General features: G+C 48.2%; 25 protein-coding genes. 19 read left to right on the top strand and 6 right to left on the bottom strand.

From position 1 onward, the window contains the following. Positions 1-33: 33 nt before the first annotated feature. The 4 genes from HFD99_RS14965 (at position 34) to HFD99_RS14950 (ending at position 4,317) form a co-directional block, all read left to right on the top strand. A complete protein-coding gene (locus HFD99_RS14965; RefSeq protein WP_025365743.1) occupies positions 34-813 on the top strand; it encodes an SDR family NAD(P)-dependent oxidoreductase in 780 nt (259 codons plus the stop codon). Between the two features lie 121 nt (positions 814-934). Then, a complete protein-coding gene (locus tag HFD99_RS14960) occupies positions 935-2,326 on the top strand; it encodes a DEAD/DEAH box helicase (protein ID WP_025365742.1) in 1,392 nt (463 codons plus the stop codon). Positions 2,327-2,344: 18 nt separating this feature from the next. Continuing rightward, positions 2,345-3,091, top strand: a complete 747-nt coding sequence (locus HFD99_RS14955) for an ABC transporter ATP-binding protein (protein WP_016820051.1) — start codon at positions 2,345-2,347, stop codon at positions 3,089-3,091. 2 nt (positions 3,092-3,093) lie between these two features. Further along, entirely contained in the window at positions 3,094-4,317 is a 1,224-nt protein-coding gene (locus HFD99_RS14950) for an ABC transporter permease (RefSeq protein WP_025365741.1), read from the top strand. Between the two features lie 122 nt (positions 4,318-4,439). Here HFD99_RS14950 and HFD99_RS25705 read toward each other — a convergent pair whose 3' ends face one another. Continuing rightward, positions 4,440-4,556 carry a hypothetical protein gene (locus HFD99_RS25705; protein WP_013372853.1) on the bottom strand — a complete coding sequence of 39 codons (117 nt, stop codon included), beginning with the start codon at positions 4,554-4,556 and terminating at the stop codon, positions 4,440-4,442. Between the two features lie 206 nt (positions 4,557-4,762). On the opposite strand from HFD99_RS25705, the gene HFD99_RS14945 reads away from it, so the two are divergent. Continuing rightward, positions 4,763-6,040, top strand: coding sequence for an ATP-binding protein (locus HFD99_RS14945; protein WP_025365740.1), 1,278 nt, complete (start codon positions 4,763-4,765; stop codon positions 6,038-6,040). Positions 6,041-6,147: 107 nt separating this feature from the next. On the opposite strand, the gene HFD99_RS14940 is transcribed toward HFD99_RS14945, so the two are convergent. After that, positions 6,148-7,446 (bottom strand): aminotransferase class I/II-fold pyridoxal phosphate-dependent enzyme, encoded by a 1,299-nt coding sequence (locus HFD99_RS14940; RefSeq protein WP_025365739.1) that lies wholly within the window; start codon positions 7,444-7,446, stop codon positions 6,148-6,150. 180 nt (positions 7,447-7,626) lie between these two features. Between HFD99_RS14940 and HFD99_RS14935 the strand changes: the two genes are divergently transcribed. Next, a complete protein-coding gene (locus HFD99_RS14935; protein ID WP_019688506.1) occupies positions 7,627-8,412 on the top strand; it encodes a helix-turn-helix domain-containing protein in 786 nt (261 codons plus the stop codon). Between the two features lie 141 nt (positions 8,413-8,553). On the opposite strand, the gene asd is transcribed toward HFD99_RS14935, so the two are convergent. Both asd and HFD99_RS14925 read right to left on the bottom strand, forming a co-directional pair. Beyond that, positions 8,554-9,351, bottom strand: a complete 798-nt coding sequence (gene asd, locus HFD99_RS14930; RefSeq protein ID WP_016820056.1) for an archaetidylserine decarboxylase — start codon at positions 9,349-9,351, stop codon at positions 8,554-8,556. Positions 9,352-9,439: 88 nt separating this feature from the next. Beyond that, positions 9,440-10,567: a YheC/YheD family endospore coat-associated protein gene (locus HFD99_RS14925; RefSeq protein ID WP_031462152.1), complete on the bottom strand. Its 1,128-nt coding sequence runs from the start codon at positions 10,565-10,567 to the stop codon at positions 9,440-9,442. A gap of 206 nt (positions 10,568-10,773) precedes the next feature. On the opposite strand from HFD99_RS14925, the gene HFD99_RS14920 reads away from it, so the two are divergent. Both HFD99_RS14920 and HFD99_RS14915 read left to right on the top strand, forming a co-directional pair. Then, the gene (locus tag HFD99_RS14920; RefSeq protein ID WP_016820058.1) at positions 10,774-11,937 is read left to right on the top strand and encodes a glycosyltransferase family 4 protein; all 1,164 of its coding nucleotides are present in this window, start codon (positions 10,774-10,776) and stop codon (positions 11,935-11,937) included. Between the two features lie 114 nt (positions 11,938-12,051). After that, complete coding sequence (locus tag HFD99_RS14915) at positions 12,052-12,837, top strand: WIAG-tail domain (protein ID WP_225164805.1); 786 nt, start codon at positions 12,052-12,054, stop codon at positions 12,835-12,837. A gap of 140 nt (positions 12,838-12,977) precedes the next feature. On the opposite strand, the gene HFD99_RS14910 is transcribed toward HFD99_RS14915, so the two are convergent. After that, positions 12,978-14,987 carry a serine hydrolase gene (locus HFD99_RS14910; protein ID WP_123797604.1) on the bottom strand — a complete coding sequence of 670 codons (2,010 nt, stop codon included), beginning with the start codon at positions 14,985-14,987 and terminating at the stop codon, positions 12,978-12,980. 281 nt (positions 14,988-15,268) lie between these two features. Between HFD99_RS14910 and HFD99_RS14905 the strand changes: the two genes are divergently transcribed. After that, positions 15,269-15,859: a sensor domain-containing protein gene (locus HFD99_RS14905; protein WP_016820061.1), complete on the top strand. Its 591-nt coding sequence runs from the start codon at positions 15,269-15,271 to the stop codon at positions 15,857-15,859. A gap of 181 nt (positions 15,860-16,040) precedes the next feature. Next, positions 16,041-17,654 carry a helix-turn-helix transcriptional regulator gene (locus HFD99_RS14900; protein ID WP_019688500.1) on the top strand — a complete coding sequence of 538 codons (1,614 nt, stop codon included), beginning with the start codon at positions 16,041-16,043 and terminating at the stop codon, positions 17,652-17,654. 166 nt (positions 17,655-17,820) lie between these two features. On the opposite strand, the gene HFD99_RS14895 is transcribed toward HFD99_RS14900, so the two are convergent. After that, positions 17,821-19,599 (bottom strand): M4 family metallopeptidase, encoded by a 1,779-nt coding sequence (locus tag HFD99_RS14895; protein ID WP_016820063.1) that lies wholly within the window; start codon positions 19,597-19,599, stop codon positions 17,821-17,823. 556 nt (positions 19,600-20,155) lie between these two features. On the opposite strand from HFD99_RS14895, the gene HFD99_RS14890 reads away from it, so the two are divergent. From HFD99_RS14890 to HFD99_RS14850, 9 genes are all read left to right on the top strand, one after another. Beyond that, on the top strand, positions 20,156-21,094 hold the full coding sequence (locus HFD99_RS14890) for a glycosyltransferase family 2 protein (RefSeq protein ID WP_016820064.1): 939 nt from the start codon (positions 20,156-20,158) through the stop codon (positions 21,092-21,094). Continuing rightward, positions 21,091-22,026, top strand: coding sequence for a glycosyltransferase family 2 protein (locus tag HFD99_RS14885; protein ID WP_016820065.1), 936 nt, complete (start codon positions 21,091-21,093; stop codon positions 22,024-22,026). Before HFD99_RS14890 ends, HFD99_RS14885 begins: the two co-directional genes overlap by 4 nt. After that, entirely contained in the window at positions 22,023-22,814 is a 792-nt protein-coding gene (locus HFD99_RS14880; protein ID WP_123797603.1) for a glycosyltransferase family 2 protein, read from the top strand. Before HFD99_RS14885 ends, HFD99_RS14880 begins: the two co-directional genes overlap by 4 nt. Beyond that, positions 22,811-23,542, top strand: coding sequence for a sugar phosphate nucleotidyltransferase (locus tag HFD99_RS14875; protein ID WP_016820067.1), 732 nt, complete (start codon positions 22,811-22,813; stop codon positions 23,540-23,542). The genes HFD99_RS14880 and HFD99_RS14875 overlap by 4 nt, the downstream gene beginning before the upstream one ends. A 72-nt stretch (positions 23,543-23,614) precedes the next feature. Further along, positions 23,615-25,078: a glycosyltransferase family 2 protein gene (locus HFD99_RS14870; protein WP_123797602.1), complete on the top strand. Its 1,464-nt coding sequence runs from the start codon at positions 23,615-23,617 to the stop codon at positions 25,076-25,078. Positions 25,079-25,196: 118 nt separating this feature from the next. Continuing rightward, on the top strand, positions 25,197-25,484 hold the full coding sequence (locus HFD99_RS14865; protein ID WP_016820069.1) for a hypothetical protein: 288 nt from the start codon (positions 25,197-25,199) through the stop codon (positions 25,482-25,484). Between the two features lie 29 nt (positions 25,485-25,513). Further along, positions 25,514-25,846, top strand: coding sequence for a hypothetical protein (locus tag HFD99_RS14860; protein WP_013372833.1), 333 nt, complete (start codon positions 25,514-25,516; stop codon positions 25,844-25,846). Beyond that, positions 25,846-26,196, top strand: coding sequence for a hypothetical protein (locus HFD99_RS14855; protein WP_016820070.1), 351 nt, complete (start codon positions 25,846-25,848; stop codon positions 26,194-26,196). Before HFD99_RS14860 ends, HFD99_RS14855 begins: the two co-directional genes overlap by 1 nt. Continuing rightward, a complete protein-coding gene (locus HFD99_RS14850; RefSeq protein ID WP_167440944.1) occupies positions 26,144-26,503 on the top strand; it encodes a hypothetical protein in 360 nt (119 codons plus the stop codon). Before HFD99_RS14855 ends, HFD99_RS14850 begins: the two co-directional genes overlap by 53 nt. Positions 26,504-26,677 lie beyond the last annotated feature (174 nt).

Genomic DNA, 26,677 nt, shown 5'->3' with positions numbered 1-26,677 from the left:
AGGAGTAAGTTTCTTTAATGTGGAGGGATGTCCATGAGTACATTGCAGGATAAGGTAATTGTGATTACAGGTGCATCCAGTGGGATTGGCGCCCTTTGCGCTCAGTTGTTGAGCGCAAAGGGCGCGATTCCTATTTTAACAGCGCGCTCGCAGGAACGACTGAAGCAAGTATCTGCGGGAATCAGCGGCAGGCACGAGCTGATCCCACTGGACGTAACTTGCCAGGAGCAGGTAGAGGCTGTGGCTGCACGAGTATTGGAAGAATACGGACGGGTTGATATATTGCTCAACAATGCGGGGTACGGTAAGTTTGAGTATTTTAATGAGACCGACCTGACAGAGTTCGAACAAATGATGGACGTGAACTATATGGGGGTTGTTCGCTGCATCAAGGCATTTCTGCCACAAATGACAGAGCGGAGCTGTGGGCAGATTGTTAATGTAGCATCGATGGCTGGGAAAATCGGGACAGCTAAATCGGCTTCTTATACGGCCACGAAGCATGCGTTGCTCGGTTTCAGTAATGCGCTCCGGCAAGAACTGCGCGGAAGTGGAGTGACCGTAACGACGATTAACCCCGGGCCGATTGATACACCGTTTTTTGAGCTGGCAGATCCCTCCGGGGGTTATGTGCGGAATGTTGGCTGGTTTATGCTAAAACCTGATAAGGTGGCACAGCATATCGTAAGGGCGATGGAGCTTGGTAAGGAGGAGGTTAATCTGCCACAGTGGGTATCTCCTTTTCTCAAGCTGTATCAATTAGCTCCCAGATTGATCGACAGGCTGGGGCATGGTGTGATGAATAAGAAATAATAGATGTCCCGTAGCCATTAGGTGTGGTGAGGGACATCTTTTATTTTTGTGATTTGGTAACAAGGCTATTTTCGCATATAATGGAGAGTAACGAATTTACGTATAGGGGTTGGACCTTTTCATGACATTGAATTTTGAAGCGCTCGGCGTTGAACAAGATCTGCTGGACAAACTGACCGAGCATGAAATTACACAGCCTTCGCCAGTTCAGGCAGAGGCTATACCGGAAATAATGAAGGGACAGCATGTATTGGCACGCTCGCAAACCGGCACAGGCAAAACACTGGCTTATTTGCTACCGCTGCTACAAGCGATTGACCCACAGAAAAAGGCTACGCAAAAGCTGATACTGGCTCCAAGCCAGGAATTGGCCATGCAAATTGTACGTGAGGGTCAGCGCTACGGAGAGCATCGTGGAATCCGTGTACTGGGTCTGATTGGTGGGGCAGCCATCAAGCGCCAAATCGAAAAGCTAAAGGATCACCCACAGCTTGTGGTAGGCACACCAGGCCGTGTACGGGAACTCATCGCTTCGAAAAAGCTCAAGATGCACAATATTACAACTATTGTCATCGATGAGGTGGATCAGATGTTCCAGCTCGGCGGAGCAGGCGATGTGACCAATATACTGGGCTCCGCCCAACGCGACCGTCAATTGGTATTCCTGTCCGCAACGCTGAATAATGAAATTCAGTCGCTGGCACAACGGGAGATGCCTGATTACGTAGAAATTGGGATTGATCCTGACCAGAAGACGGCCAGTGGACTGGAACATTACTACTTTGTATCCGAAGAACGGGATAAGGTGGATATGCTGCGCCGTCTGGTACGGCATTTTAATCCGAGAAAAGCGCTGGTGTTCGTGAATACAACCAATGCTATTGGGGAAATTGAAGCCAAGCTCAAGCATATGGGTCTAACTACGGCATCCTTGTATGGAGATGCAGATAAAGTCACACGCAGCAACGTGTTGGCCCGATTCCGCGAGGACAAGCTCAAAGTGCTGGTCGCTTCCGATGTAGCAGCCCGTGGTCTGGATATTGAGGGCCTTGAAATGGTCATTCATTTTGACCCGGCTACGGATAGTCAAGCTTATGTTCACCGCGCAGGGCGGACAGGACGTATGGGACGCAAAGGATTAGTAGTGTCGGTTGTGACTGACCGCGAAACGTTCATCATGCGTAAGTTTTCTCGTGAACTGGGAATCGATATTGCAGAGCGTGCGTTGTACGGAGGTCGAGTTGTGGTGCCGCGCCCGGCGGATGCCAAGCGTGTCCCTGTAAGGCCGTCTGAGACTAGATCCAATTCCAATGGAACAGTGACGGAAAATCGCAAGACACCTGTTCGGACTGAAGCAGGACGTCCAGGCAGGAATTCCGTGAACGGTTCAGCTCCAGGCAAGAGCAAAGGAGCAGCCTTATCCAAAGCAGGAAAGGCACAGCGCGAGCGTGATCGTAAAAACAAGGGTGCGCCAAGATGGCTGAAGGAAAAAGGATCAAAACCGAACGAGTAAGGGAGAAGAGGGGGAGCCATGGAACAACAGCCTGTGTTGCAAATTAACGGACTGACTGGTGGATACAGCGCCAAACGCCCGGTGCTGCATCAGATTTCGCTCGATGTGAAGCCGGGTGAGATGGTGGGACTGATCGGTTTGAACGGGGCCGGGAAAAGTACGACCATGAAGCATATTTTGGGTCTGATGACACCGCAGGCCGGAGAGATTCGCGTACAGGGGCATAAGCAGGATGAGAATCCCGAGGTATATCAGGGAGCTATTGCTTTTGTACCTGAAGCCCCAGAGCTGTATCCTGAAATGACAGTGATGGAGCATATGGAGTTCACGGCTAGAGCGTACGGAGTCAGCGAAGCCGATTTTCGCACGCGCAGTGATCAAATGCTGGATTTGTTCCGTATGCGGGATAAAAGCGGAAGTATGTCGATGCATCTCTCCAAAGGGATGCGCCAAAAAGTGATGATTATGTGTGCATTTTTAGCGGGGCCGCCGTTGTATGTCATAGATGAGCCTTTTTTGGGTTTGGACCCGCTCGGCATTCGTTCTCTGCTTGACTTTATGTTGGAGATGAAGCGTTCGGGCTCGTCTATTTTGCTCAGTTCTCATATTTTGTCCACGATTGAAAATTATTGCGATCGTTTCATTGTGCTTCATCAGGGTGCCATCATTGCTCAGGGTACGCTGGATGAAGTGACAGCACAGGCGGGTAAGCCGGGCATGCCGCTGGAAGATGCATTTTATGAGCTGGTACAGGGCAGGGAATGAGCATGGATTTGCAACGTTTGCATAAAGAAAGACGTCTAGCGTTCTGGGGACAGGTGCTGCCTTATCTGGGCTATGTCATTCAGAGCGGCCTTGCAGTGGTCTTCGGCTTTGCGCTGATTGCCTTTGCCGCATGGTACACGTCGCTACTCATGCATATTCCGCCGGATTTGCCCATCCGCTGGATCATGCTTATTGTAGCTATTCCAATTGCGCATGCGAGCTTTCGAACGTATTTGAATGCGGCAGATATAGTCTTCCTTCGTCCCCAGGAGTACGCGATGCCACAATATTTTAAGGCCAGCCGGACTCGAGGTGTGGTGTACAAAATATTCGGTCTGCTGCTGCTGTCCATGATTTTGTGGCCGTTGTATATCCGCAGTGATGCTGCACCTAAGCCGCTGCTACTGACTCTGCTGCTGTTCGTGCTACTGAAGGTGCTATTTAGCTACGGCGGCTGGCAGGAGCTTCGCATGGTATCGGTTGGCGGGAGCATAGGCTATCGTCTACTGCGGTGGGTGCTGGCTGTGCTGATGGTAGCCGCATGGCTATGGCAGCCCCCGCTACACAGCTTGCCGTTTATCGTATTGGTTGGCGTGGTGTACGTGCTTGTTCTGCGTTTGCCGGTCAAACTGCTAGTGGCTTGGGAAAAACTGATCCGCACAGAGGCTATGCAGGCTGCCCGCGTGATGCGTACGTTGGGCTGGTTTGTCGATGTGCCTGCCCTTACACAGAGAGTGACGCCGCGCCGCTGGCTGTCCTGGCTAGGTGGCAACATACCTTGGAACAGAAAGGGAGCGTATCGTTACCTGCTGTTTAAGACGTTCTTGCGTACAGAACCAGCAGGCATTGTCATTCGGTTAGGTATTCTGGGTCTGTTAATTATATATATCACCCATGCTAGCTGGATTGGTATTGCCGTATATTTATTTTTTATATTCCTCATAGGTGTTCAGATTACTTCTTTGAGACAGTATCACAGGGATTCGTTGTGGCTTCAGTTATATCCGATTCCTGCGCATAGTCGCCGTGCGTCTTTTCTTGACTTTGTTGTTCGGTTGACGTTGCCGGCTGCGGTGGTGCTGTGGCTTCCTTTTCTGGCAAAAGGAACGGAGGATTTACTGTCTACATTGCTCACGTTGGTTGGGGGAGTCCTTGTTGTGTTCCTGCTCCGTGGTACTCAAGCCAAAAAATGGCGTTTGGACGGACAGGATGAGGAAGAAGTGTGATCCATATCTGTGTCAATAAAGTAAAGGCTAATTCGCAAGCAGCAAAAGCTGAGCTGCCTGCGGATTAGCCTTTTTTGTACATTCACTGCTTATGGTAGTCGTGGGTGCAGATATCGGTCTGCTTAAACGAAGATCGTTTTGCTGATGATAACTAACAAAATGAACAGTACCAAAATTGTTCCTGTACTTGTGAATGCGCCGTAACCACCGTAACCGCCTCTTGTTTCTTCTGCTCCCATGCTCATTCTCCTCTCGGTCATTGTGATAAAGGATACATCGTATCTTATGAAGTGGGTTTCCGGATTGCGTGGGCCAATGTTCTGGTGTGTTGCCGAATCGCCCTATATTTTTCATCAGATGCAGGAGATGAGAGAGGAAAAGGTACGTATTATCGAGAATAGAAGAAGTATGTAATCATTATCACTTGGAAAGTGGGAAAGACGAGATGCTGGTAGATAAGCTGCTCGTGAACATATTTCTTGTGTTTGTACCGTTACTCGTATATAGCGCTTTGTCGGATCATCGGCATAGGAAGCATACCCCGCTGCTTATGGGAGGGGTGCTGGGTGTTTCTTCGGTGCTTTGCCTTATGTTTTCGTACATTTGGTACGGATTATATTGGGACCTTCGGTATGTTCCTTTGATTCTCTCTGTTTTATATTTTGGTCCCAAGGCAGGTCTAATGAATGTGACGCTAATGGTAATGGCTCGTATGTATGTAGGCCCCGAGTCTATGGTGGTGGGGCTTCCGAGCATGATGTTGTGTTATTTGGGACCTCTCTTGGTAAGAAAAAAATTTATGCAGCTCAAAAGCATGTTGCTTCGAGTGGGCATGAATATGGTAATGAGTATATGGATCACTGGAGTTATGCTGGTTTTTCTTTTAATACATTCTTGGATCAATGGCAGACTGGATGAGGATGAGATTGAGCTGATTCGCTCAATACTCTGGTTCGGTGTGATTCAATTCCTAAGTATTGGAGCCTCTTCTTTCTGGATGGAATTTAGTTTGGAGCGGGAAGAAATGAGAAGAAAAATTAAATATGCCGAGCGTCTGAATACGTTGGGTGAACTGGCAGCCTCTATGGCTCATGAAGTACGGAATCCTTTAACCGTCGTAAAAGGGTTCCTGCAAATGGTTCAGTCAGGATTAGAAGGGAAAAATCGCAGATATGTTGCTTTGGCACTGGCAGAGGTGGATCGGGCTGAAAGAATTATTAGCGATTATCTGAATTTATCCAGACCGCAGATTGGGAACACAGAACGGATGGATCTGTCTGGCATGGTTCAACAGATCGTTTTGCTTCTGAAACCAATGGCGACCAAGCAAGGCGTAAGGCTGTATACAGAGCTAAGGAATGAAATTTATGTACATACAGATCGTAACCAGCTGCTACAGGCGTTAATACATGTGACGAAAAATGCGATTGAAGCTGCGGAAGATGGAGGCAGGGTATACATAAAGCTGGCGATACAGGAAGAGCAGGCATGTCTGAGTATCAGGGATACTGGAAAAGGCATGAGCCAGGAGCATCTCGAACGAGTGGGTACTTTGTTTTTTTCAACCAAAGAGGTAGGAACAGGACTGGGAACGGTCGTTTCCTTTCGAATTATTGAAGCCATGAACGGGAGTATACGCTATGAAAGTGAGCCCGGAGTGGGAACGGAGGTCGTCATCCTGCTGCCACTGGCACAGGAATCTCTGCTCGCTGCGGAAGGATAATTGTGCGGACGTATGATGGACAATAGTCAGCCGACCCAAAAAGCGGTATGCCCTAATATCTGGCATACCGCTAGTTATACTATATATTCTAACCTGATACAGACAGATTAGGCGTTCAACAAATCTTGTGCACCACGATACACAATGTCATATAGGTCTTCCAGATACTCCTCTTCGATACATGAGAACGCGATACGAAGATCGTATTCACCCAGTGCAATCGTGCCTACCCCATATTGTTCCAGCAAATGTGTGCGCAGTCGTTCAGCAGACAAGCCGTTCAGCTTGAGACACATAAAATAGCCTGAATTGAAAGGATAGTAGCTCCATACATCCCCGTATTTTCCGCTATCGAGCAACGCTTTGACTTTATTAGCCCGCCCCTTCATAATTTGGAACTTTTCATTCTTCTGTTGTTCAAATTCTGGTGATTTGAGAGCATCCAGTACGAAGGTTTGAGATGGGTGAGGACCGCTCGAAATCGTTGCCCGGATAATCCCTAGTGTTTTTTGTTCCAGTGCGCTCAGTACATCCTGATGCTCCGAAGCAAAGGTAATAAATCCGACACGGAAGCCCCAAACGAATTCTTCTTTGGTAGCTCCGTCAATTTTGACTGGTAAAATTCTCGGATGAAGCCCGGCTAGCTGACCGAATAGTGATTCATGCAGAGAGTCTTCGAAGAACAGGCCAAAATAAGCGTCATCTGTCACAACTACGACATTGATGTCTGCTTCCGCCGCTTCCTGAATGGCAGCGACAATTGCTTTACCTTCTTCAAGGCCCGGTGTATAGCCTGTCGGGTTGTTCGGGAAGTTCAGTACAACGATCGCTTTGCCGTATTCTTTCTGCGCCAGTAGCGCCTCGCGTAGTCCCTCACTATTAAAACGGTGATCCTCTGTGAACAACGGGAAATTCACCAAACGTCCATGACGGCGAATACCGAAAGTTAGTTCATAGTTCTCCCAGTTTTTATCTGGATAAATGACAGCATCTCCTTCATCCGTAAACAGGTCGGCAACGATGCTCAAACCGTGGGTCAGCGCGTTGGTAACTACAGGAAGGCCGTAGCCTTTTCCAGCCAGTGAAGGATTTTCTTTCAGCATTTTGTCACGCCATACGCTACGAAGTTCAGGCTTGCCCGCAGGGGGAGCGTAAGGATACAAATCCTTGGGACTGTAAGCGGACAGCTTCTCCTGAATAACCTCCAAATGCATAGGACCATTGCCTTCAGTAGCAATCCCGATCGTAGCATTATACTTTTTGGCAAGTTTCCCTGCCTCGGCGGATTGACTCAAAATCCCTTCTTTTGGAAAATAAATCTCTTTACCTAAAAGAGAAAGCATTTGATATACATGCTCGTTGCCTGTCTGAATGTTTTGATTTAACTGCGCTGCCAGTGGATTCATTCCCGTTTCATCCTTCCAAGTCATTTTGATTACATATTATAGCATTACACACGGTAAGCGTCACGCACAAGCATTAGGGGCCATAAGAGCGTATTTTTTGCTTAATCGTGGCGCTGCGCTTATATTATAAAATAACGGGATAACAGGACAACCAGAGATGAACCAAAGGAGGTACAGATTTTGCTGGATACATCTGCGTCATCGTTTATCCTGCTGCCGGCCTTTGCCAAAATTGTGTGCGAGCCGGGCTGGAAATGGCAGGTACGCGAGAAGCCGATGCCAAACTATGATTTATTTTATGTATGGAGTGGAGAAGGAACGGTTGTATTAAATGGGGAAGCCTATCCGGTGAGCAAGGGCAGTTGTTTTTTGTTCAAGCCGGGAGATGATACCCGTGCCACACATAATCCGCAAAAGCCGCTCATACTTACTTATATTCATTTTGATCTCACCGAACAACCCAAGCAAATTCCAGCCAGCTACCGCATGCTGGAGGAAACGTTCGAGGTAGAGCATATGCTTGCCAGATATGTCCGTCTGCGTCTGGAGCGTGCCTACGGGGCTGACGAGGAGGGCAAGCTGATCCTAAAGCAACTGATGATTCATCTGCTGCGTGCAGACCGAAAGGAACCGCAGGAGCAACAGGCCAGTAACCAGCTCACCGAGGTCATTCGGGAAACGGCCAACTACGTGCGCCAGCATCCGGGACTTCCTCATCGAGTCGAGGATTTGGCAGCACGTGCAGGGCTGTCACCGCGTTATTTTTCGATAAAATTCAAGGAGCTGCTAGGTGTTTCCGTGCAATCCCATATAATCAGCATGCGGATTGAGCGCGCGCAGCATCTGTTGCTACATGCCGGAATGAATGTAACTGAGGTGGCGGAGGCTTTGGGGTACCGCGACATCTTTTTCTTTAGCCGCCAATTCAAGCAGTATACAGGAAAAAGTCCGTCTGAGATTCGATAAGGCTATTAACGCATGACGAATATAAAGGATAAATCAAAAAGGACCGAAGCAGTTACGCTGGGTCCTTTTTCGTATGAGCCATTTGAATCATTCGATCCCCATGCTCAAATGTGCAGCTATTTTTTTGTTACAATCCTTTATTTATGCTTTAGGATCGTGTCGAAAGCTACCAAGACGTTGTCCCATTTTCACCACGTCCCCCAGCTTCAATGCGGGGTCTGGCTCAAATGTGCCGTTTTCAGTCAGCAAAACGACGGTTGAGCCAAATTCGAAATAGGCGAGATCGTCACCTTTTGTCCAGGAAGTCGCTTGTTCATCCGTATATTTGATGCTGCTCACATTCATTGCGCCAACCTTGACGACCGCCACCTCACCATATTCGTGGGCCATGTACGTAATCTGTCGCTCATTGCGGCTAAGAACTCCTCTCATATGCTGCAAGCCGAAGTCATTCACTGGGTATACTTTACCGCGCAGATGCTCCTTTTCTACCAGTGTACCGGATACCGGTGCATGAATACGATGATAATCCGTCGGGCTGAGATAGAGCACAAAAGCATAGCCGTGTGTGTACTTCTCAAGACGTGGAGAGCGGTTAAGAAGCTCTTCCAGCGTATAGTCTTGCCCCTTGACATTCAAAAGAGTGCCAGACGTAATTGGGCCGGTAAAAGTAATCCGTGCATCCACCGGACTGGTCATCACCTCGGCGTTCGTATCAATCGGGCGCATGCCCGCTTTTAATTTGCGTGTAAAATAGGCGTTCAGGGAGCGGTATTCTTTCCAATCCTGTTCCGCCTCATGCGTCTGGATCTGGTACGTACGTATAAAGGTGGGGATAAAAAGTCGGCTTGCACCGCTTTGCGCGAAGGAGCCCACAATCCGGCACACCCACTTGCGCGATGATAGCTCCGTCATAAGCCGCAGCCACTGTTTTGCCATTACAGATCCCCCTTGTTCATTTCCGAGCCGTCTTGGCCGGAACCTGTCCGGCCGCTCTGAACTATATTGACACAGAATGTGACGTAAATCAATACAGGGGACGGCCTGGTGAACGTTCGGTGCCTGACGAAGACATTCGTTCGAGAAGCCAACGAGCGTAAGCCATCGGCTGAGCGTATGTTTCTTTCCAGACATTACTCATGCCTGCCTGGCTAAAGCCATAGCGCTGATCACGACCGTTGCATTCGATAAAAATAATCTTGCCTTCATGGGTAATTCCCAGATCCAGTCCGACATCAGCGAGACGGGGTAGGTGTTGTGCCAATCGGTGGACGATTTGCAATGAGAGTCTCTCTAGCTCATTCATCAGCCGGGCTATGTTTGAGGTCTGCACCGTCTCTGTTCGTGATAACACCTCTGGTAGGGAACGGGCCGTGCCGCCCTGGGCTACATTCGAGACGAAAGTGTGGGATGGAGCAATTTTGGCAAACATGCCTGTCACGCCCCATATTCCGCCATATCCGCGCTGAACCGTCACACGGATATCAAATGGACGATTATCGCATAAAGCAAGCGGAATGGTTTCCTGAATGATATGAGGTACACGCATCAGTCGCTTATGCAGAAATAAAGGGAGTTCTCCGACATTCAACCGTAGTGTGGACCAACGCCCAGGTATCGTTGGATGAGCACATTGCAATGTCCAGCTTCCGCTGGAATGCCTCAGCCGCATAATTCCTCTACCCACGCTGCCGCTACTGGGCTTAATTACAACATCCCCGGTTTGCTCCATCAAGGTGCGGATGGAAGAAGGATCGCCTTGCAATGTTTTGGGCAGGTGGGAATGTAGCAGAGGGTCTTCCTGTAGAATTGCATGTATATGGTCTTTGCCGAAACGGTTTTGTTCATTAAAAATATAGAATCCCTTGTGTACCAGCCTGTTGATATCGCGGGCATTTTCATTTTGCCGATAGAGAGTGCGATTGTGGATGACTGGCGGCAACGGAAGAGTCATCTGCCGATACTCGTTGCCGTTTTTAACAAAAGCCCGGCATGTTCCGGTCGATATATGAATATCTTCCAGACGAAGAAAGCAGGGGATTAGCTCGTAGCTTAACCCGGCCTCCTCGTAATTGGCGATAGATTCATATCGCGTCCTCATGACGGGAATGCCCCGGTAAGTTGCCGGGTTGAGCATGACGCCGACATGCAACATGAGTATGTCCGCCCTCCTTATCGTCAATCCAACTGACCATATTGTGATTCTAGTCCATCATATGTATCAAAGATCGGCCAGGCATGGACGCTAGCCTTGCGATATGCCCAAAGTCATAAACCAAGCACCTTTCAGAGCAAGAGACGATATGATACAAGATGAGTGTTGAAGGGTGAAGGAATAAGGTAAGGAAAGTAGGTGAGGTGATGCAGAGGCTGAAGGTAGCAGTCATTACACCGGGCTCTTTTGTTATACCTTCGTCCCGCAGCAGTTCAGTGGAGAGGGTAATTGCTCGTATGGTACCACTGGCTAGCCATAAGCTTCAGGCACAGATCTATGGCATAAGAGGGGCAGAAACACCGGATCACGGCGATGTTGACGGAATTCCTTGTATGCGCTATACGCGGGGAGCAGGATATATTCCCGAGGTAATCGCTGATTTGAAAAGATGGTTACCTGCGGTTATAGATGTACACAACCGCCCCGCAGTTGCTTATGCCATTCGCGAGGCTTTGCCCAATAGCAAAATTGTGCTGACTTTGCATTCCACCACGTTCATCCGGGAGCCTCACCTCAAACGGAAGGACATGGGTAGGCTGCTGTTGCCGCTGGATCGTATTATTGTGAACAGTGCGTATTTAGGGGCTGTTGTGGCTTCTGACAGTCCCGATGCGGTCAGAGAGCGCATCGTCATCAACAAGCTGGGTATTCATCCTGGCGATTTCCTACCACGGTGGACTCCTGCAGCAGAAGCGATCAGGTCGGCTCGATTGGAAGATTTCGGCTGGTCAGGCCGCCGAATCGTGTTATATGCAGGCAGACTGGTGCCGGGGAAGGGAGTTCATCGGTTGCTAAAGGCCTTGCGGCGTATCGTCCATACCTGTCCGGACGTGCTGCTGCTTATAGCAGGGAGTGCCTATTACGGTCACGACCGCCTCACGCCATACACCGCAGCATTGCATCGGCAGATACGTAAACTAAGGTTGGCGAGGCATGTGCACTTCCTGGGTTATGTGCCGCATCCGGCATTGGCCTCGTTATATCAGTTAGCCGATGTGGCGGTTGTTCCTTCAGTAGAAGCTGAAGCCTTCGGGCTGGTCAATCTGGAAGCCATGGCGGCAGGCGTGCCTGTGGTAGCCTCACGAATCGGTGGTATTCCGGAGGTTATACAACACGGCAAGACAGGCTGGTTGGTTTATCCGTCACACGGCGAGCAGGAAATGGCCGACGCCATCATCAGGTTGCTCCAGCAGCCTGACTTACGGCAACGGATGGGAGAAGCCGGGCTGGGGGAGGTGCGGAGCCAATTTTTATGGCAGCACTCTGCAGAACGCTGGGCTCAAATTGTAACAGACTGTGCAATTGAGTGACGTGGTCGTGGTTACGTGCATAGGCTATCGCATAGGCATTAGGCCATGATTCCCACCTGGGTGAATGAAGCGGAGCGACCGCTGTTTCACTCCTGTGTCAAAGGAGCGGTCATCATGAACCATCGCACGAACCATAACCCTAAGGATAAAAAAATAGCACGGCGTAACCATTCCAATACTGTCCCCTCTCCCCGTGTAAACAAGGAGAAAACGGTTTCGCCTGCTGGCGCTGGCAGTCACAGACCCACTCAGCGTGGAACGGCAAGTATACCTGTCCCCGTAGAGAAGAGTACCTCGCTTCAAGCTGTAGAGGAAGCGGCATGGAAAAAGCATAAGCTTCCCAAAACGCTAGAGGAAGCGATGCAGATGAATCGAGCATCTGTGCTGCTGTTGTCTGTGCCTGATTCAGATACCGAATGCGGAACGGAACACGACATGGCATCTATGAAGACGGGAGGTCAGACCGAGCAAGATTCGTTATTGGATTGTTCCATAACCAGTATTCACATTGCGGAAGGGAGACAGCGTCCAAAGCAGCGAATGCGCTTGCTAGAGCAAGAAAACCATCTAGCTTCTCAGACTGAAAAAGAATTAGGTCGGAATGCCATTCATGATGGCTCAGTGACCGATGACGGGACTACTGACAGTGAAGTGACTTCACCTCAATTTGGTAGCACTTCTTTTTATCTTCCTGCACAAGAAGTTACAAGCAAAGTGAACGTTGTGTTTGAGAAGCCTTTTATAGATACGCAATATGCAATCACCGCCAATGCGAGCTTACCAGGAATAACTGTATCTGTTACCCAGCGACAGAGGTATTCGGCAGTGCTTACAGTGGAACGCAGACAATCGGGTTCGACATGTGAGGGATGGGTTCATTGGATTGCAATGGGACACTAGTAAAAGGCCAGAATGTAAGTTGCAAATCAACTTCATAATGAAAAAAGGCGTCCCATAATGGGACGCCTTATACATAAGGGTGGAGGCGGCAACGCGTGGAGAAGTTAGAAGGGACGTCAGATAATTGGTGAAGGCATTTTTTACTTCTGTTTAATAGGCAAAGCATGATAGCCAAAAGCCAAATCAAGCAAGGCGCTCGCTTCTTGACGCAGCAATAAATTCTTTGGACGGAAGGTAAAGGAGCCATCAGTATTGATGATGGTATCCGGATCTACGATTCCCTGTGAGGCAAGGGCTTGAATGGACTGGACCGCCCAGGCATCTGCAGCGTCGAGCAATTTCACCTGAGTGGCTTGGTCAGGTTGAATCTGCTTCAAGTTTTGAATCATGGTTGCTGCGACTTGTCTGGTAATCGGAGTTGCGCGATCATATTTTGGTATGCCTACTTTGAGTTGCTTCTTGATTTTTTCGATTTCGTCTGGGAAAATATAACCTCCATGTGCGAGCAACAAGGCGTCAGCAAATTCCCCTTGTGTCATCGTGCCCTTCGGGTTAAATAGATTACCTGTTTTAGCATTCATGATGTTTAAAGCATGAAGATTGTCTATATGGCTTCTATAGTTACTCTTTTGCGGGACATCTGCAAAAGGCGGTTTGAGATTGATTTTCTGAGATTGAGCTACAACGCCTAGACCTTTAGGACTGGTGTAATAAAAATACGCGATTTCTCCAGCTTTGTTTTTCTGGAAAGCGAGCTTGTTTCCTTCTGCATCTTCAAACAACAATGGGTGAATCATTTTGAGTACTTGCTTTCCCGCAGTTTCATCTTCCATGACCAACGCCCCATTCTCATAGGAAAAGTGGGTACGAATCGCGAATACACGTGTATTTTGATACAGACCCACGTATTTTTGCGCTTCTTTTTCCGCTAACTGGTGGTACGTTGGTTTCTTCACAGTGATAGCTCGAGGGAAGTAATGATCCATGAACGCATCGTACACATCTAGACTCATCATGGAATCATTATTGTAGGACATGAAAAATGCGGTTTTTTGTGCAGGCACCAAAACCATCAATGAAGAATGTCCCGGCATGTTTCCGCCTTTTAAAACTACATGTTGACCGTTGGCAAAGTCGTTGAAATATGTCTCAAATCCAACTGTCGCAATAGGAATCGTCTTATCTGCGAAAACTTGGTAGGCATGCATCATATCTATGCTTTTTTTACTTACGATTTGTTTACCTCCAAACTTTCCATTCTGTAGCTGCATAATCATGTACTTTGACATGTCTTCTCCAGTAGACAAAATGCTTCCTTGTGGTCCATCAGTTGGAGCGTGCCCATATGTTGGATGAGGATCACCAGTGGGACTGTAATGTGTAGCCATTCTCTTGAGAAGGTCAGGCGTAAAGCGCACACTGGTAGACTTCATGCCTAAGGGTTTAAAAATATTCTTTTCCATATATCGTGAGAAAGGTATGCCCGTAACATTCTCTACTGCATATCCTGCGAGTAAAAATGAGAAGTTGTCATACGTATAAGCTTCACCGGGCGATCGTACCACTGTCGGCATATGTTTAGGAATAAACGCCTTCATAGATATATTTCGATTAACGTATTCGGGTCCGGTTATCGTGGTGATATCGGGATAATCTACGCCGCTGGTATAGGTCAACATATCAAACAAGGTGAGGGCTTTTCCTGTTTTATTGGGTATTTTCAATCCACCGAGATACCGTTGTACATCTTGATCTAGTTTAAGCTTTCCTTTATCGACTTGTTGCATCACGGCCAAGGCGGTAAAAGTTTTCGAGACTGAAGCGATTTGGAAGACCGTGTCCTTATTGACTGGAATCTTCTTCTCTTTATCTGCATAACCGTACCCTTTATTGACGACGACTTTTCCATCATGGACGACGACAAAACTTGAACCGTTCACATTGTACTTCTTCATTTTTTCCGCGAATAACGGATCAGCAAAAGATTCTACTTCTTTTGCATTATTGGGAGCTTTCGTCATTTGAATATTGGCCGTAGATGTCGATGGTTTTAATTCTCCAACTTCTAGTGATTGTTGGGAACAAGCAGAGATCATGCTGGTAGAAATGAGTAGCAGTGCAAGGCTTGCTTTATTTATTGCTTTTTTCATTTTCGAACTCTCCTTTTTTATTGCAATGTTCTTGTCAGCACACCGAGTTGTCGACTCACCCGTGTATGAACCGAGTGTAGCAAGCGGCAAGTCATAGTAGCTAGTGATCTTTCGTCTTCTAATGCATGACATCAAAAATAGAGCGTAGTACGGCTTGTTTTATAGTCATGACCTACAAATCATGACACTTTGACACTACCGTATGTGACAGACAACAAGTTAGGATTTGAAGGGCAATCATAACGTATTAGCAAATAAAATAAAGAGTAGGAGAGAATCAAATGACGAAAGAATCAGCTCGAAAAAGGTTGCAAGATTTCTACTTTTTGTTGTTTACCTTCGGATCTGGACTGTTTTATTTTTGCTTCTATTTGGCCAGCATTACATTTGCGTTAGCGATGACGGTTATCTTCGTGGGTATTCCCTTGTTGGCGCGTGTGTTGCGAACAACTCACACGTTTGTCCAATATGAACGCATTCAGACGAAGGTTTATACGGATATATCAATAGAGCCAATCCTGACAAGGACAAACAGTGGAAGGGATAAATGGATGAAAGCGAGAGAGGCAATTCTTAGTAGTAGCAATTGGAGGGCCGTTTTTTGGCTTATGCAGAAATTTTTTATTGGGGTGATTAGCCTCATATGTGCCGTTATATTGTACATAGCTCCACTCGTATTTATCGTTACACCGATACTTTTTCAACATCTTGAGCTATACTTATTGGGATTCGCTGTAGATTCATGGGAAAAGGCTATAAGTGTCATGATCGCTGGGTGTATTCTCGTCTGGATCAATACCCGCATTGGAAAGAGCCTAGTTCAAATCGTTGGAATGTACACGCGCTCTATGTTCAAAGCTATTAAGGAGTGATAATTTGTTTACAGCTTGGAAACAATGGCTCTGGTATGACTGGTTATTGCTTTGTATACGTTTTGTCATCTGGTTCTCATTGATGATAACTACGATCCAACACCAAGACCATTTAACTGTGCCCCTTTGGATCATCATTCTTTGGGAAGTTGTCTCATTTTCAGTACCTTGGATTTGTTTAATGTTCAGTTATCGCTACTATCTGCTTACTGAGATGGTTTTGTTTGGCGGAGTGTGCTTCTACTTAACCTTATTATTTCCGGGGGCGTATCTTGCATTTTTAATGCCAACTTTCATGATCGCGGCAAATAGTGCTCATAAATCATTCCGTTGGTCGGGTTCTATCACAGTTGTTTTGTTTCCGTTGCTCATTGCAATGTTTTCCCCAGGAACAGATCTATGGGCGATTATCCCACAAATCGGTCTGACTTTTGCGATGGGATTTTCCTTTCACTTACTAGTTTCTAATTACCGCCAAAATGAAGTTATTCGCAATCAGAAGCTTGTGCTGGAACAGTACCTATCTCAGATTGAGCAGATTACTTTGTTGGAGGAGCGCGATAGACTTTCCAAAGATTTGCATGATACGATGGGGCATTCCTATACCTCGATCATTATGGGGTTGGAAATATTACGTACGGAATTAGCGACAAAAGATGGAGAGCAAAAAATCGACTCATTATTGCAATTGGCCCGTAACAGTATGGAGGAAGTGAGAGCCTATTTGCATCAAATAGATTCACCACAAGAATCACTTCCCTTGACTGTTACTTTGCAACAATTAGCAGAGGAGTTCCAGAAACATGCACAAGTAAATGTACGTACTCGAATAATAGGGGAAGAGTACATAGTCTCCAAACAAGCGAAAATGACGTTCTATCGGAGCTTGCAGGAATCGCTGACTAATGCCGTGCGCCATGGACAATCCACTGAAATCATTGTGTCACTGCATTTTGAACCGCAACAGACGAGATTGGATGTGCAGGATAATGGCGGCGGAGTGGAGGAGTGGAAGGATGGCTTCGGATTAACTGCAATGAAAGAACGTGCGACACAGTTACAAGGAAGAGTCACTGTATACTCCGAAAAAGGCGAAGGGACGTTCATTTCATGCGTGTTACCCAGACTGGTACAATTGTCCGATGAACGAATCCGCTTGTGTATCGTCGATGATCATTCGTTTATCCGAGACAGTCTCCATACCATCTTGGACGGACAGGAGGACCTAGAGGTGGTGGGGGTGGCCGAAGATGGGGAACAGGCTGTGGAATTGTGCAGAAGCCTGAATCCGGATTTAATATTAATGGATTTGGAGATGCCCAATCAGGATGGGATTCGTGCAACCCAAATAATCAAGGAGACATGGCCTGACATTCGCGTCCTCATCCTGTCAACGTTTCAGGATACAGAGAGGGCGAAGGAAATCATGCGAAGCGGCGCTGACGGCTATTTGCTGAAATCCATAGAATCGCGTGAACTGGCTGAAACGATTCGCCTCGTCTATCGGGGAGGCACGGTAATTAACCAAGATTTGTTCCATAGAATGTGGGACGGAAATGATGAAGAAGAGTCAGTCGGACCAAGGTCAGATGGAGAAGAGTATGGCTTAACGAAACGTGAACTAGAGGTTTTGAATCTTTTATCTCAAGGAAACCGTTATAAAACAATTTCTGAGAAACTTTACCTATCCAACGGGACAGTAAGAAATTACGCCTCCACTCTCTATGACAAGCTGGGAGTCAACAATCGAGAAGAAGCTGTGCAAAAAGCAAGAGATACAGGATTACTTTTATAAGAGAAAAGGACGCCCCTTTGAGGGGGCGCCATAAATAAGGGGGGAAGGGGTGCAGACTTGTACACTGCACCCCTATTTTTCGTCCATGGTATGGGCAGAGCCAAGTGACAGTTGCACAATGGCAAAGGTCTATGGACGAGAAAATGAGGAGGATCGTGTATATGATTTAGTTTACGCCTACAGCGTCAAAAGACTTGGCAGCTGCAGTTGCTTCTGCTGAGTTCGCCCCGTACAGATCTTTTGCGGCTTGGATCACAGCAGCACGTGCGTTGGAGAAGTCGGAAGAAGAAGTCAGGTAGTTCGTAAAGGCACTATAATAAATTTGCACCGCAGCATCGCGGCCAATTCCATTTACAGTAACGCCATGGAAAGTACCGCCTTGTGCCAACAAGTAGTAGGCTTTATTGATAATACCGCTGTTTGTATGAACGCCGCCGTTATCGGAGCTGCCTTTATACAGGTTGGAATAGTGATCTGGTTGATCGTACAGAGTAGGATTGGACATTGAGCGAAGGGCATCGCCCGCAATGTTTGGCGTATAAATATCATCGCCTACAAGCCAGTTTTTGCGTTGAATGTCATTACCGATAACGTCCGAGAAAGCCTCATTCAATGCGCCGGACTCTCCGTAATATTCCAAATTCGAAGTATACTCTGTGACACCATGTGTAAGTTCATGCCCTACTACATCGGGGTCCCCGCTGAAGGCGATAAATGTGCTACCGTCTCCATCTCCATAAGTCATTTGGGAGCCGTTCCAGAAAGCGTTGTTGTAGCGGCTGCCGTAATGGACTGTCGAACGGAGTTGCAGACCACGTCCGTCAATGCTGTTGCGTCCAAATTTGGATTTATAGTAATCATAGGTTTTGGCAGCATACGCATGGGCATCCACACCGGCTGGATCATTCCATACATTATCAGCATCTGTCAAAAGGGTGCCTGGGATGCTTTGGCGGTTGGAGGCCGTGTAAGTCACGATACCGTTACCGCGTGTGGTATCTTTTAACTGGTAGCTACTGCCGGAAGCGGTAGTAGTGAACGATTTGGAATCACCAAGCACACCTTTACCTGTGCCTGTCGCTTCATTAATGATGTCATACTGGAATACGATGCTGCCGTCATTGGCATCAATAATGTAGCGGGTACGCAGTGGGGCAGGTTCTAAAACATTAACTTCTGTCACATAAACTAGCAGCAGGTCATCCCCTTTAGGGTAGTAGTAGAGTTCTGCTTTAGGATCTACTTCAGGCTGTAGATTAGCGATTTTGGCAATGGAACTTTTTTCGGCCTCCACTGCTTCAATTTTGCTATCTTTCAGGACAGATGCCTTATCAAGACTCAGCTCGTCCTTATCAACAGAAAGCGTTTTGTCGTTGTTAGCTGCTTCGGCGTAAGTATCTTTACTTACACTGCTTGGCTCCTCAGCGTCTTTAGAAATAGTATCGTCGGAGGTAGGGAGGGCTTCAATACGTGCAGCTGCTTCTTTATATGCGGTGTAAACCGCTTCAGAAGCGCTGATTTTTGGAGTTGTACCTTGCGTAGCTTCTTCCTGCTGATCCTCATTAATCACCGCTCCTAAGTAAGAGGTGACCTCACCAGATTTGCCCACATGAATAGTTTGCTCAGCTCCATATACGGGAATCCCGTTTACATACTGCTTCAGTCGATAATGGCTCACACCGGACTTGTCGCTTGTGCGATCAACGATTCGGAATTGTTCACGTACACTAGAGCTATCCACACCCAGTAACGATTTCTTTTGTCGATTCAAATAGCTCCATACAATGTCGTCCCCTGATACCGAGGAAGGAGCTTTCCATTGCTCGGCGTGGAAGGTCGGTGTAAGCTGTGCTGGTCCCGAAACGGAACTCTCCGCAGATGCACCAGACGCCACAGACCCTAATAACATAGCTCCTCCAAGAAGCGAAAACCATACTTTTTTCATAAAAATTCACTCTCCTCGATTAATGTCAGGACGAATTATCCTGCTTTGAATAAGGCATTACGCCATTTATGTAGGTCGTGTTGTCGTCTGGAATAGAAGAATGGAACATGAAGAGAAATACCGAAGTGTTTTTCATGAAGCGTGCGTGAAAAGAGGGTACTGCATTTGAAGCAAGTAGCCTAAAAAGGTAACAAACTCCTCCCTTCCTGTCGTATAAAAAGATAGTGGAATAAAAGCGGATAATGGAAAAAAGTTGCCTTATGCAAAAAAAACAAAAGTTGATTTTTCGAACTCCCATCATCTGGCTCTGATATTAGCACAGAGAATGACGGACGAGAAGATCTATGTAACAAATTTATCCAAAATGATTCTTTAGACCCTAAAAACTCATTTATTTAATAGGAATAATAAGTTTTGTAAAATAAAGTCGAAAATTGCTGTGTCGAAAAGACTCCACGCTTGCCGTTACACACGGCTTTTGGACCGCATAGGTTATGTTGAACTGTCCTAATCATGCTGTTCATCTATACAGCAGCAAGGGAGGTGAGACGGGAGCATGAAAAAGCGTGGAAGAGCTGGATTCAAGATTAATCGGAGGCGGCATTCAAGGGCTTATTATCATTCTAAGATGTGGCTGCCGTACCGAATGCCGAACATGGATAAGAAGCCGATAGTCTCTGACAAGAGCGATGTACTCGAAACGGAGAGAGGGGCACAAATCGGCGAAGCGCGGCCATCTGAACCATCATCAGCGGGAAAGATTATCGTATCTGTCATTATTCCGGCCATGAATGAGCAAAGAACAATCGGAGCTGTGATTCGCGAAGCACGCCATGTCCATCCACATACAGAGGTTATCGTCGTTGAGAACGGATCACACGATAGAACGGCGAAGGTGGCTGCGGCGGCGGGGGCTCGTGTACTTTCCTTCCCGGAACCGCTCGGACATGATGTTGGCCGTCGTATTGGAGCAGAAGCGGCATCCGGACAGATCCTGCTTTTTCTGGATGGTGATATCGTCATTCCCTGCGTCAGACTTCGGCCATTTATACAGGCCGTAAGTGCAGGAGCGGATGTGGTGCTGAATGATTACCATGGACCTGTGAATCGCACGCCCATACATCCTGTAGTTGAGGCAAAGCATGTATTGAATATCTTGTCGAATCGTGCTGATTTAGGGGGAGCCTCTATGACTGGTATTCCACACGCCATAAGTCAAAAGGCTTTAAAGGAAATAGGTCTAAAGTCCTTGGAGAAACCTCCGCTATTTCAAGTGATGTCTATCGTCTCCGGGTTGCGAGTGGTGACTGTACATGGAATAGCTGTCGGTAAAATGAACGCAACACGTAAAAAACAGAACGGCAAGGACCCGCTGGCAGATGTAATTGTCCAGGATCACCTGGATGCTATTGCCTGGCTTACATCACGTCTGGGAGCACGTGCGGGATATACAGATTTGGAGCGCAAACGGATCAGAGACGAGGTGAAAACGTGACTAGAGTGTATCGCAGAAGAAAGCGTGAAGACCCGGGCTGGGGGCTAAGACGTATACAGCGAAAACGAGAAACGACGGCTTCGATGCATAGCCGCAGGGTGAGAAAGCTCTCACCTCGGGCAAAAGAAATGCCCGAAGTCCATCTGACTGAGGAACGTGAAGCCTCCAGTGATATTGTATTGCAGGGGACCGCAGCAGCCGTGGTCAGCGTCTGTAATGAGGAGACTACGATTGACCGGGTACTGGGTGAGCTGGAAAAACTTCCGCTTGCGGATATCGTGGTCGTATTAAACGGCTGTACGGATGGTACGCGCTCCGCCGTAGCCAAACGTCATCCTGGCGCGACTCTCGTCGACGTACCGGGTCGTCTGGGGCATGATGTTGGCCGTGCGGTAGGCGCACGTCTGACGCAGGCTGATATTGTGCTGTTCGTGGACGGAGATTTGCCGATCCCAGCGTCTGATTTGCTGCCTTTTCTTCAAGCGGTGGATCAGGGAACGGATGTGGCGCTTAATGATCTGGGCAGACATTTGCCGCCTTATACCCAGCAAGACAGCGTAACACGGTGCAAAGGGTTTCTGAACCGCGTACTGCGCAGGTCGGATCTTGGAGCAAGCTCATTGACCGCTGTACCGCATGCATTATCTCGGCGTGTGCTGGATCAACTTGGGCCAGCCGTGCTTGCGGTACCGCCGAAGGCCCATGCGATGGCGATTCTGCATGGCATGATCGTGGCAGCCGTACATGCTGTCGATGTGATTAAAACAAACCGCAAGCGGACCTTCAATGTCGGGAAAGGGAACGCTATGGAGCAATTAATCATCGGCGATCATGCAGAGGCGCTGACGGCCGTGTTTCAGGTAGCCGGGTATTCTCCGTTAGGGCCTGTTCCAACACGGGTAGACGTTGCCAAAGGGAGGAATGCACGATGAGTCTGACGAGCATCATTATTCCGACTTATAATGGCCTGCATTTATTAAAGCCGTGTATCGAGGCGATTCGAACACATACCATAGATGCACCGTATGAAATTATTGTTGTGGACAACGCTTCGAATGACGGGACGGATGATTTTTGCGCATCTGAGCGGCTAATTAGCATACGTCTTCCTGAAAACAGGGGCTTTCCGGCAGCTTGTAACAGAGGAATTCGTCTGGCTTCGGGTGACCAATTCGTCATTTTAAACAATGATGTGACGGTTACACAGGGATGGCTATCGAATATGTTGGCTGCTTTGCATAGTGAAAGCACAGTGGGATTGGTGGGACCGGTGACGAATTACGTCAGCGGTATTCAGCAGATTCACGGAATAGAAGGAGATATGGCCAGCTGTCTGAGGTATGCGGAGCAGAATAATGTAAGTAATCCCTCCAGATGGCAAGAGGTCAAGCGGTTGGTCGGGTTTTGCCTGTTATTCCGGCGTGAGCTGATGGAACGGATCGGATTGCTGGATGAACGGTTCAGCCCCGGACATTATGAGGATGACGACTATTGTCTGCGTGCACGCGTGCATGGCTACAAGCTGCTAATGTGCAATGACTGTTTTGTCTATCACCAGGGAAATGCGAGCTTTTCGCGCTCGGAATCTTCCTGGCTCAAAGAGCTGATCGAGCGGAATTATCGATTATTTATAGAAAAATGGAGCGTAGATCCCAGAGTGTTTATCGAAACGGGAATCCCATGCACTGAACATGCTGTCGAAGGAGGAAGGAAGATATGAAAGGGGTTATTCTCGCAGGAGGAACCGGGTCGCGCCTTCATCCGTTGACTACATTACTCAACAAGCATCTGCTTCCGGTCGGCAAGTATCCGATGATCGTATATGGTATTGAAAGGCTGCGACAAGCGGGGATTACCGATATGCTCATTATTATTGGTAAACAATCGGCCGGACTGTACACTGATTTTTTAGGCAGCGGCAGTAATTATGGTGTCCAATTGACATACCGGATTCAAGAAAAAGCGGGCGGCATTGCGGAAGCACTCGATTTGGCAAGAAGCTACATGCAGTCAGAGGAGAAGTTCACTGTTTTATTAGGTGATAATTTGTTCAAGGAAGACTTGGGACCTGTCATCGAACGCTTCAAACAACAGCCACCGGGGAGTGCCAGAGTCTTGCTGAAAAAGGTGGCAGATGCCCGTCGTTACGGGGTACCCGTGTTTGATCCCGAGCGCCCGGAGAGCATTACGCGGATTGAAGAGAAGCCGCAGCATCCCCAGTCCAAATATTGCGTTACGGGTATCTATATGTACGATACTGCCGTATTCGATAAGATCCGGGAAATAACGCCTTCAGCACGTGGTGAGCTTGAGATCACCGATGTTAATAACTGTTATGCTGCTGAAGGCAAGCTGGAATATGATATTTTACGGCGCTACTGGAGCGACGCAGGAACCTTCGATTCCCTTCAGGAAGCTGGAGTGAAAATGAAGGGACTTCTACCTTGATTTCAATGAAACACCATCCAGCCGGGCCAGGCATATAGTATAGGCATAATGCCACCCGGAGGAGTGAACGGCATGAAACGCCTGAGTACGCAAAGGAAACACAGCAAACGGCTCGGAAAGAAGGGCTATTGGTCAGGATATAACAGGGGCCAGGAGCAAGGCAGGAAGTTGGGGCAGGCTTCGTTCGGCAAGATTTTTGAAGGCGTAAGTATTATCATTGTGTCCTGCAATCAGCTTCAACAGCTCCGTGCTTGCATTCATCATATTGAGGAGAATACGAGCCATCCTCACGAAATTATTGTAGTGGACTGCGGCTCGACGGACGGGACACCTACCTATTTGCTCCGTAAAAGCATCGCTGTACGCTATGCGCTGCTAACAAAGGATGTTCAGATGATCGGCAGTCTGAATCAGGGACTGATGATGGCCAAAGGTACAACTATTGTTGTACTGGACCCAAACTCGATGGTGACTCCTGGCTGGCTGGACCGGTTGATGGGCTGTTTATACAGCGATTCGCGTATGGGAGTTGTCGGCCCTGTAACGAATGGTCCATTCGGAGAACAGCAGATTGAGGTTCCTGATATGAATGAAAATGAAGTACGTCCATTTGCCACGGCCCATAATATTCCCAACCCGGATGCATGGCGAGAGACTGAAAGCCTGGCCGCATTTTGTCTACTACTGCGCAGAGACACTTTGGTAAAGACGGGATATTGGGACGAAGGATGCCACAGTATTGAGGAAGCCCATGCAGATTGGTTGCTGCGTGTACGCTTGTTGGGGATACGTATGGCAATTGCCGGAGATGCGTTTATCCATTTTGCAGAAAGTGATCGGGATACGGTTTATGGTTTTCCTCAAACGGCCGAAAGCATCGGTTCAACGGAGGAAAGGAGCCGGAACCGATCCTTTTTTGTCCAAAAGTGGGGGGACGCGGATAAGCTGTTCCACGACCCGGAATTTGGAACAGCAGAGCCGCACGGCCAAGGATTATCAAGTAAGGAAGCCCACTTATCAGCAGCAAGTTTTTATCCCGTCGGAGCGCTTGTTCAGGGACCGTCCGGTGCAGTATTTCGGATAGAGCCGGGAAGTAGACGGCGGCTGCATGGAGCCAGTGATGCGGGAGATAAACATGTGCGTCTCGTTAGAGTGTCTCAGCTTGATTTGTTGGCGCTTCCCTTGGTAGGTGAGCCGGAGGCGACAGTCTCCGGCAGCGCTGACGCCCCCCCTGTAGCTGTGGCGCCTGAGGAACCCTTGCCCGTGCTGGCGGCTCCTGAGCTGGGGAACATGTCCATGTTGCCCACACTTCATATCCCGGCTCAACGCAAACGGTGGATTGAGTTACTGTATGCTGAAGGTGGGCAACTGTACCAAATCGGCAACGGCTGGAAAAGACCGTTCCTTACCCTCTACGCTGTGATGAGCTGGCGGGCTGAGGACTATCCAATTCAGTTTTTGTCCTCCGAAGAATTGTCGGCATTGCCGGAGAAGCAGCCTATTATTGCTCCACCGGTGTTGCGAGGGCATTTGTGATGATCGAATAGGCTTTTTTAGGCGGAACCGACTACTCGCTGCGGCATACGCTGTAGTAGCGGAAAGCCCGTAGGTATTTCGTGCGTTCCGCACGGCGGAACACATAAAGGAGGGGCTTATGCATAACGAGTTAGATGATTTGCTGATCCATATTTCGCACTCGCAGCAGCAGATGTCTAGGCTGTTGGATGCGGAACGGCAGGTGGTCGTGCGCATGGCACAGATCATACATGAACTGCCGGATGAGGAGCCGCGTTTTGATGGAATTCCGGGCATTATTGATAGCTCGGGACAAGTAAACAAAAGCATTGTTGCCTATTTGAACGGTATTGCCGACCTTCAGGAAGCAATGGCTGAAATGCTCGTTCGTGTCGTGAAGGAGACGGCATACTCGGAAGAGGAGTAGTGTAACAATCGAGGGTAGGGAGTGAACACATGAGTAGGGAAAAAGCAATGATTCACATGTTGGACGCAGCCTCCAAGATGCAGCGGAATGTGTCTATGATCCTGGAGGCCAAGGCGGTCGAAGCAGAAAAAATGCGTAATTGGACGCTGAACCATCTGGCGCCTCACGCATTTGACACCGATGAAGAGCAGCTGGGGCGGCCTTTGGAAATTCACGAGCAGATGGTGGAAATGCTGGAGGGATTAACCCGGCTTCAGACTGGACTATGCAGCAATCTCAAAGCATTGCTGGACCAGGATGAGCAGCAGGGTGGCGGAATGGAAGGGATGATGGGAGGCATGGGCTCGGGGGATATGAACTAATGAGCATGAGGCGTGAACGTGAGATTAAGCTGGATATGATGGAGTCTATTGCTGCCAGCCAGCACGCCGTTGCCCGGATGCTGACCAGTCTTGCGGACTTGACGCCCCATGCGGATATGTCGGCTCCCCGTCTGGAAGAGACCATCCGTATACTCAGCAACTATCAGGGAGAAATCACGAAAATGTTGGCAGGTATTCCTTTAAGAAGACAGGTATATGGGAAACCGACGAAGCCGTGGCTCCATGTGCCTGTTCAAAAAAATGAAACCCAGACGAGAAAGCAAAGGAGGAATGAAAATGAGTACAAGGTGGGAACGCACTACTCGAGACAAAGCGCGCAAAAGACGTAAAGATGCCCGGCGTTCTAGCATTCGCAGATTAAAACGGAGAAGAAGACGTCTGCTTGCTCTTAGACGCCGTAAAAGGGGGCTTCATTCAGTACGTAGAAGACGTTCTCTTCTGCGGCGGCGGAAAAAACCTCAAACTAATCCAGCCGCAGCTCCTTCTGCGGAGAACCCACAGCCCGTTCCTGTTGTATTGGAGCATGACCCGCAGGCATTCCAGCAGGGATATGATGCTGCTTACAATGAGGGTTTCAATTCAGGCTTTGCCAAAGGTTATGAAGATGGCCACCAGGTCGCTTACAAGGCACAGTAAACTATGAAAATCATCTATTACGGTTAACCCCCCGAAGCCTAGCAGCTTCGGGGTTATTTGCGTTTCGGTAGTTGGACGGGCAAACGCCAATTTTGTCCGGGCAGTGGCAGTCGTCCATGATGCGTTTGACCCCTGTGCATATAGTTTAGGAGTGACAGAAGTTTATCCTACAAC

It is taken from the genome of Paenibacillus sp. EKM301P, from assembly GCF_011800295.1.
Classification (GTDB): Bacteria; Bacillota; Bacilli; order Paenibacillales; family Paenibacillaceae; genus Paenibacillus; species Paenibacillus polymyxa.
Note: the sequence above shows the minus strand (reverse complement) of the source record. Positions and strands in the feature narration are given on the sequence as shown.

Coding starts and splice junctions, on each gene's coding strand:
- HFD99_RS14965 (WP_025365743.1), top strand. CDS start 34: ATGAGTACATTGCAGGATAAGGTAATTGTGATTACAGGTGCATCCAGT.
- HFD99_RS14960 (WP_025365742.1), top strand. CDS start 935: ATGACATTGAATTTTGAAGCGCTCGGCGTTGAACAAGATCTGCTGGAC.
- HFD99_RS14955 (WP_016820051.1), top strand. CDS start 2,345: ATGGAACAACAGCCTGTGTTGCAAATTAACGGACTGACTGGTGGATAC.
- HFD99_RS14950 (WP_025365741.1), top strand. CDS start 3,094: ATGGATTTGCAACGTTTGCATAAAGAAAGACGTCTAGCGTTCTGGGGA.
- HFD99_RS25705 (WP_013372853.1), bottom strand. CDS start 4,556: ATGGGAGCAGAAGAAACAAGAGGCGGTTACGGTGGTTACGGCGCATTC.
- HFD99_RS14945 (WP_025365740.1), top strand. CDS start 4,763: ATGCTGGTAGATAAGCTGCTCGTGAACATATTTCTTGTGTTTGTACCG.
- HFD99_RS14940 (WP_025365739.1), bottom strand. CDS start 7,446: ATGAATCCACTGGCAGCGCAGTTAAATCAAAACATTCAGACAGGCAAC.
- asd (WP_016820056.1), bottom strand. CDS start 9,351: ATGGCAAAACAGTGGCTGCGGCTTATGACGGAGCTATCATCGCGCAAG.
- HFD99_RS14925 (WP_031462152.1), bottom strand. CDS start 10,567: ATGTTGCATGTCGGCGTCATGCTCAACCCGGCAACTTACCGGGGCATT.
- HFD99_RS14920 (WP_016820058.1), top strand. CDS start 10,774: ATGCAGAGGCTGAAGGTAGCAGTCATTACACCGGGCTCTTTTGTTATA.
- HFD99_RS14915 (WP_225164805.1), top strand. CDS start 12,052: ATGAACCATCGCACGAACCATAACCCTAAGGATAAAAAAATAGCACGG.
- HFD99_RS14910 (WP_123797604.1), bottom strand. CDS start 14,987: ATGAAAAAAGCAATAAATAAAGCAAGCCTTGCACTGCTACTCATTTCT.
- HFD99_RS14905 (WP_016820061.1), top strand. CDS start 15,269: ATGACGAAAGAATCAGCTCGAAAAAGGTTGCAAGATTTCTACTTTTTG.
- HFD99_RS14900 (WP_019688500.1), top strand. CDS start 16,041: ATGTTCAGTTATCGCTACTATCTGCTTACTGAGATGGTTTTGTTTGGC.
- HFD99_RS14895 (WP_016820063.1), bottom strand. CDS start 19,599: ATGAAAAAAGTATGGTTTTCGCTTCTTGGAGGAGCTATGTTATTAGGG.
- HFD99_RS14890 (WP_016820064.1), top strand. CDS start 20,156: ATGAAAAAGCGTGGAAGAGCTGGATTCAAGATTAATCGGAGGCGGCAT.
- HFD99_RS14880 (WP_123797603.1), top strand. CDS start 22,023: ATGAGTCTGACGAGCATCATTATTCCGACTTATAATGGCCTGCATTTA.
- HFD99_RS14875 (WP_016820067.1), top strand. CDS start 22,811: ATGAAAGGGGTTATTCTCGCAGGAGGAACCGGGTCGCGCCTTCATCCG.
- HFD99_RS14870 (WP_123797602.1), top strand. CDS start 23,615: ATGAAACGCCTGAGTACGCAAAGGAAACACAGCAAACGGCTCGGAAAG.
- HFD99_RS14865 (WP_016820069.1), top strand. CDS start 25,197: ATGCATAACGAGTTAGATGATTTGCTGATCCATATTTCGCACTCGCAG.
- HFD99_RS14860 (WP_013372833.1), top strand. CDS start 25,514: ATGAGTAGGGAAAAAGCAATGATTCACATGTTGGACGCAGCCTCCAAG.
- HFD99_RS14855 (WP_016820070.1), top strand. CDS start 25,846: ATGAGCATGAGGCGTGAACGTGAGATTAAGCTGGATATGATGGAGTCT.
- HFD99_RS14850 (WP_167440944.1), top strand. CDS start 26,144: ATGAGTACAAGGTGGGAACGCACTACTCGAGACAAAGCGCGCAAAAGA.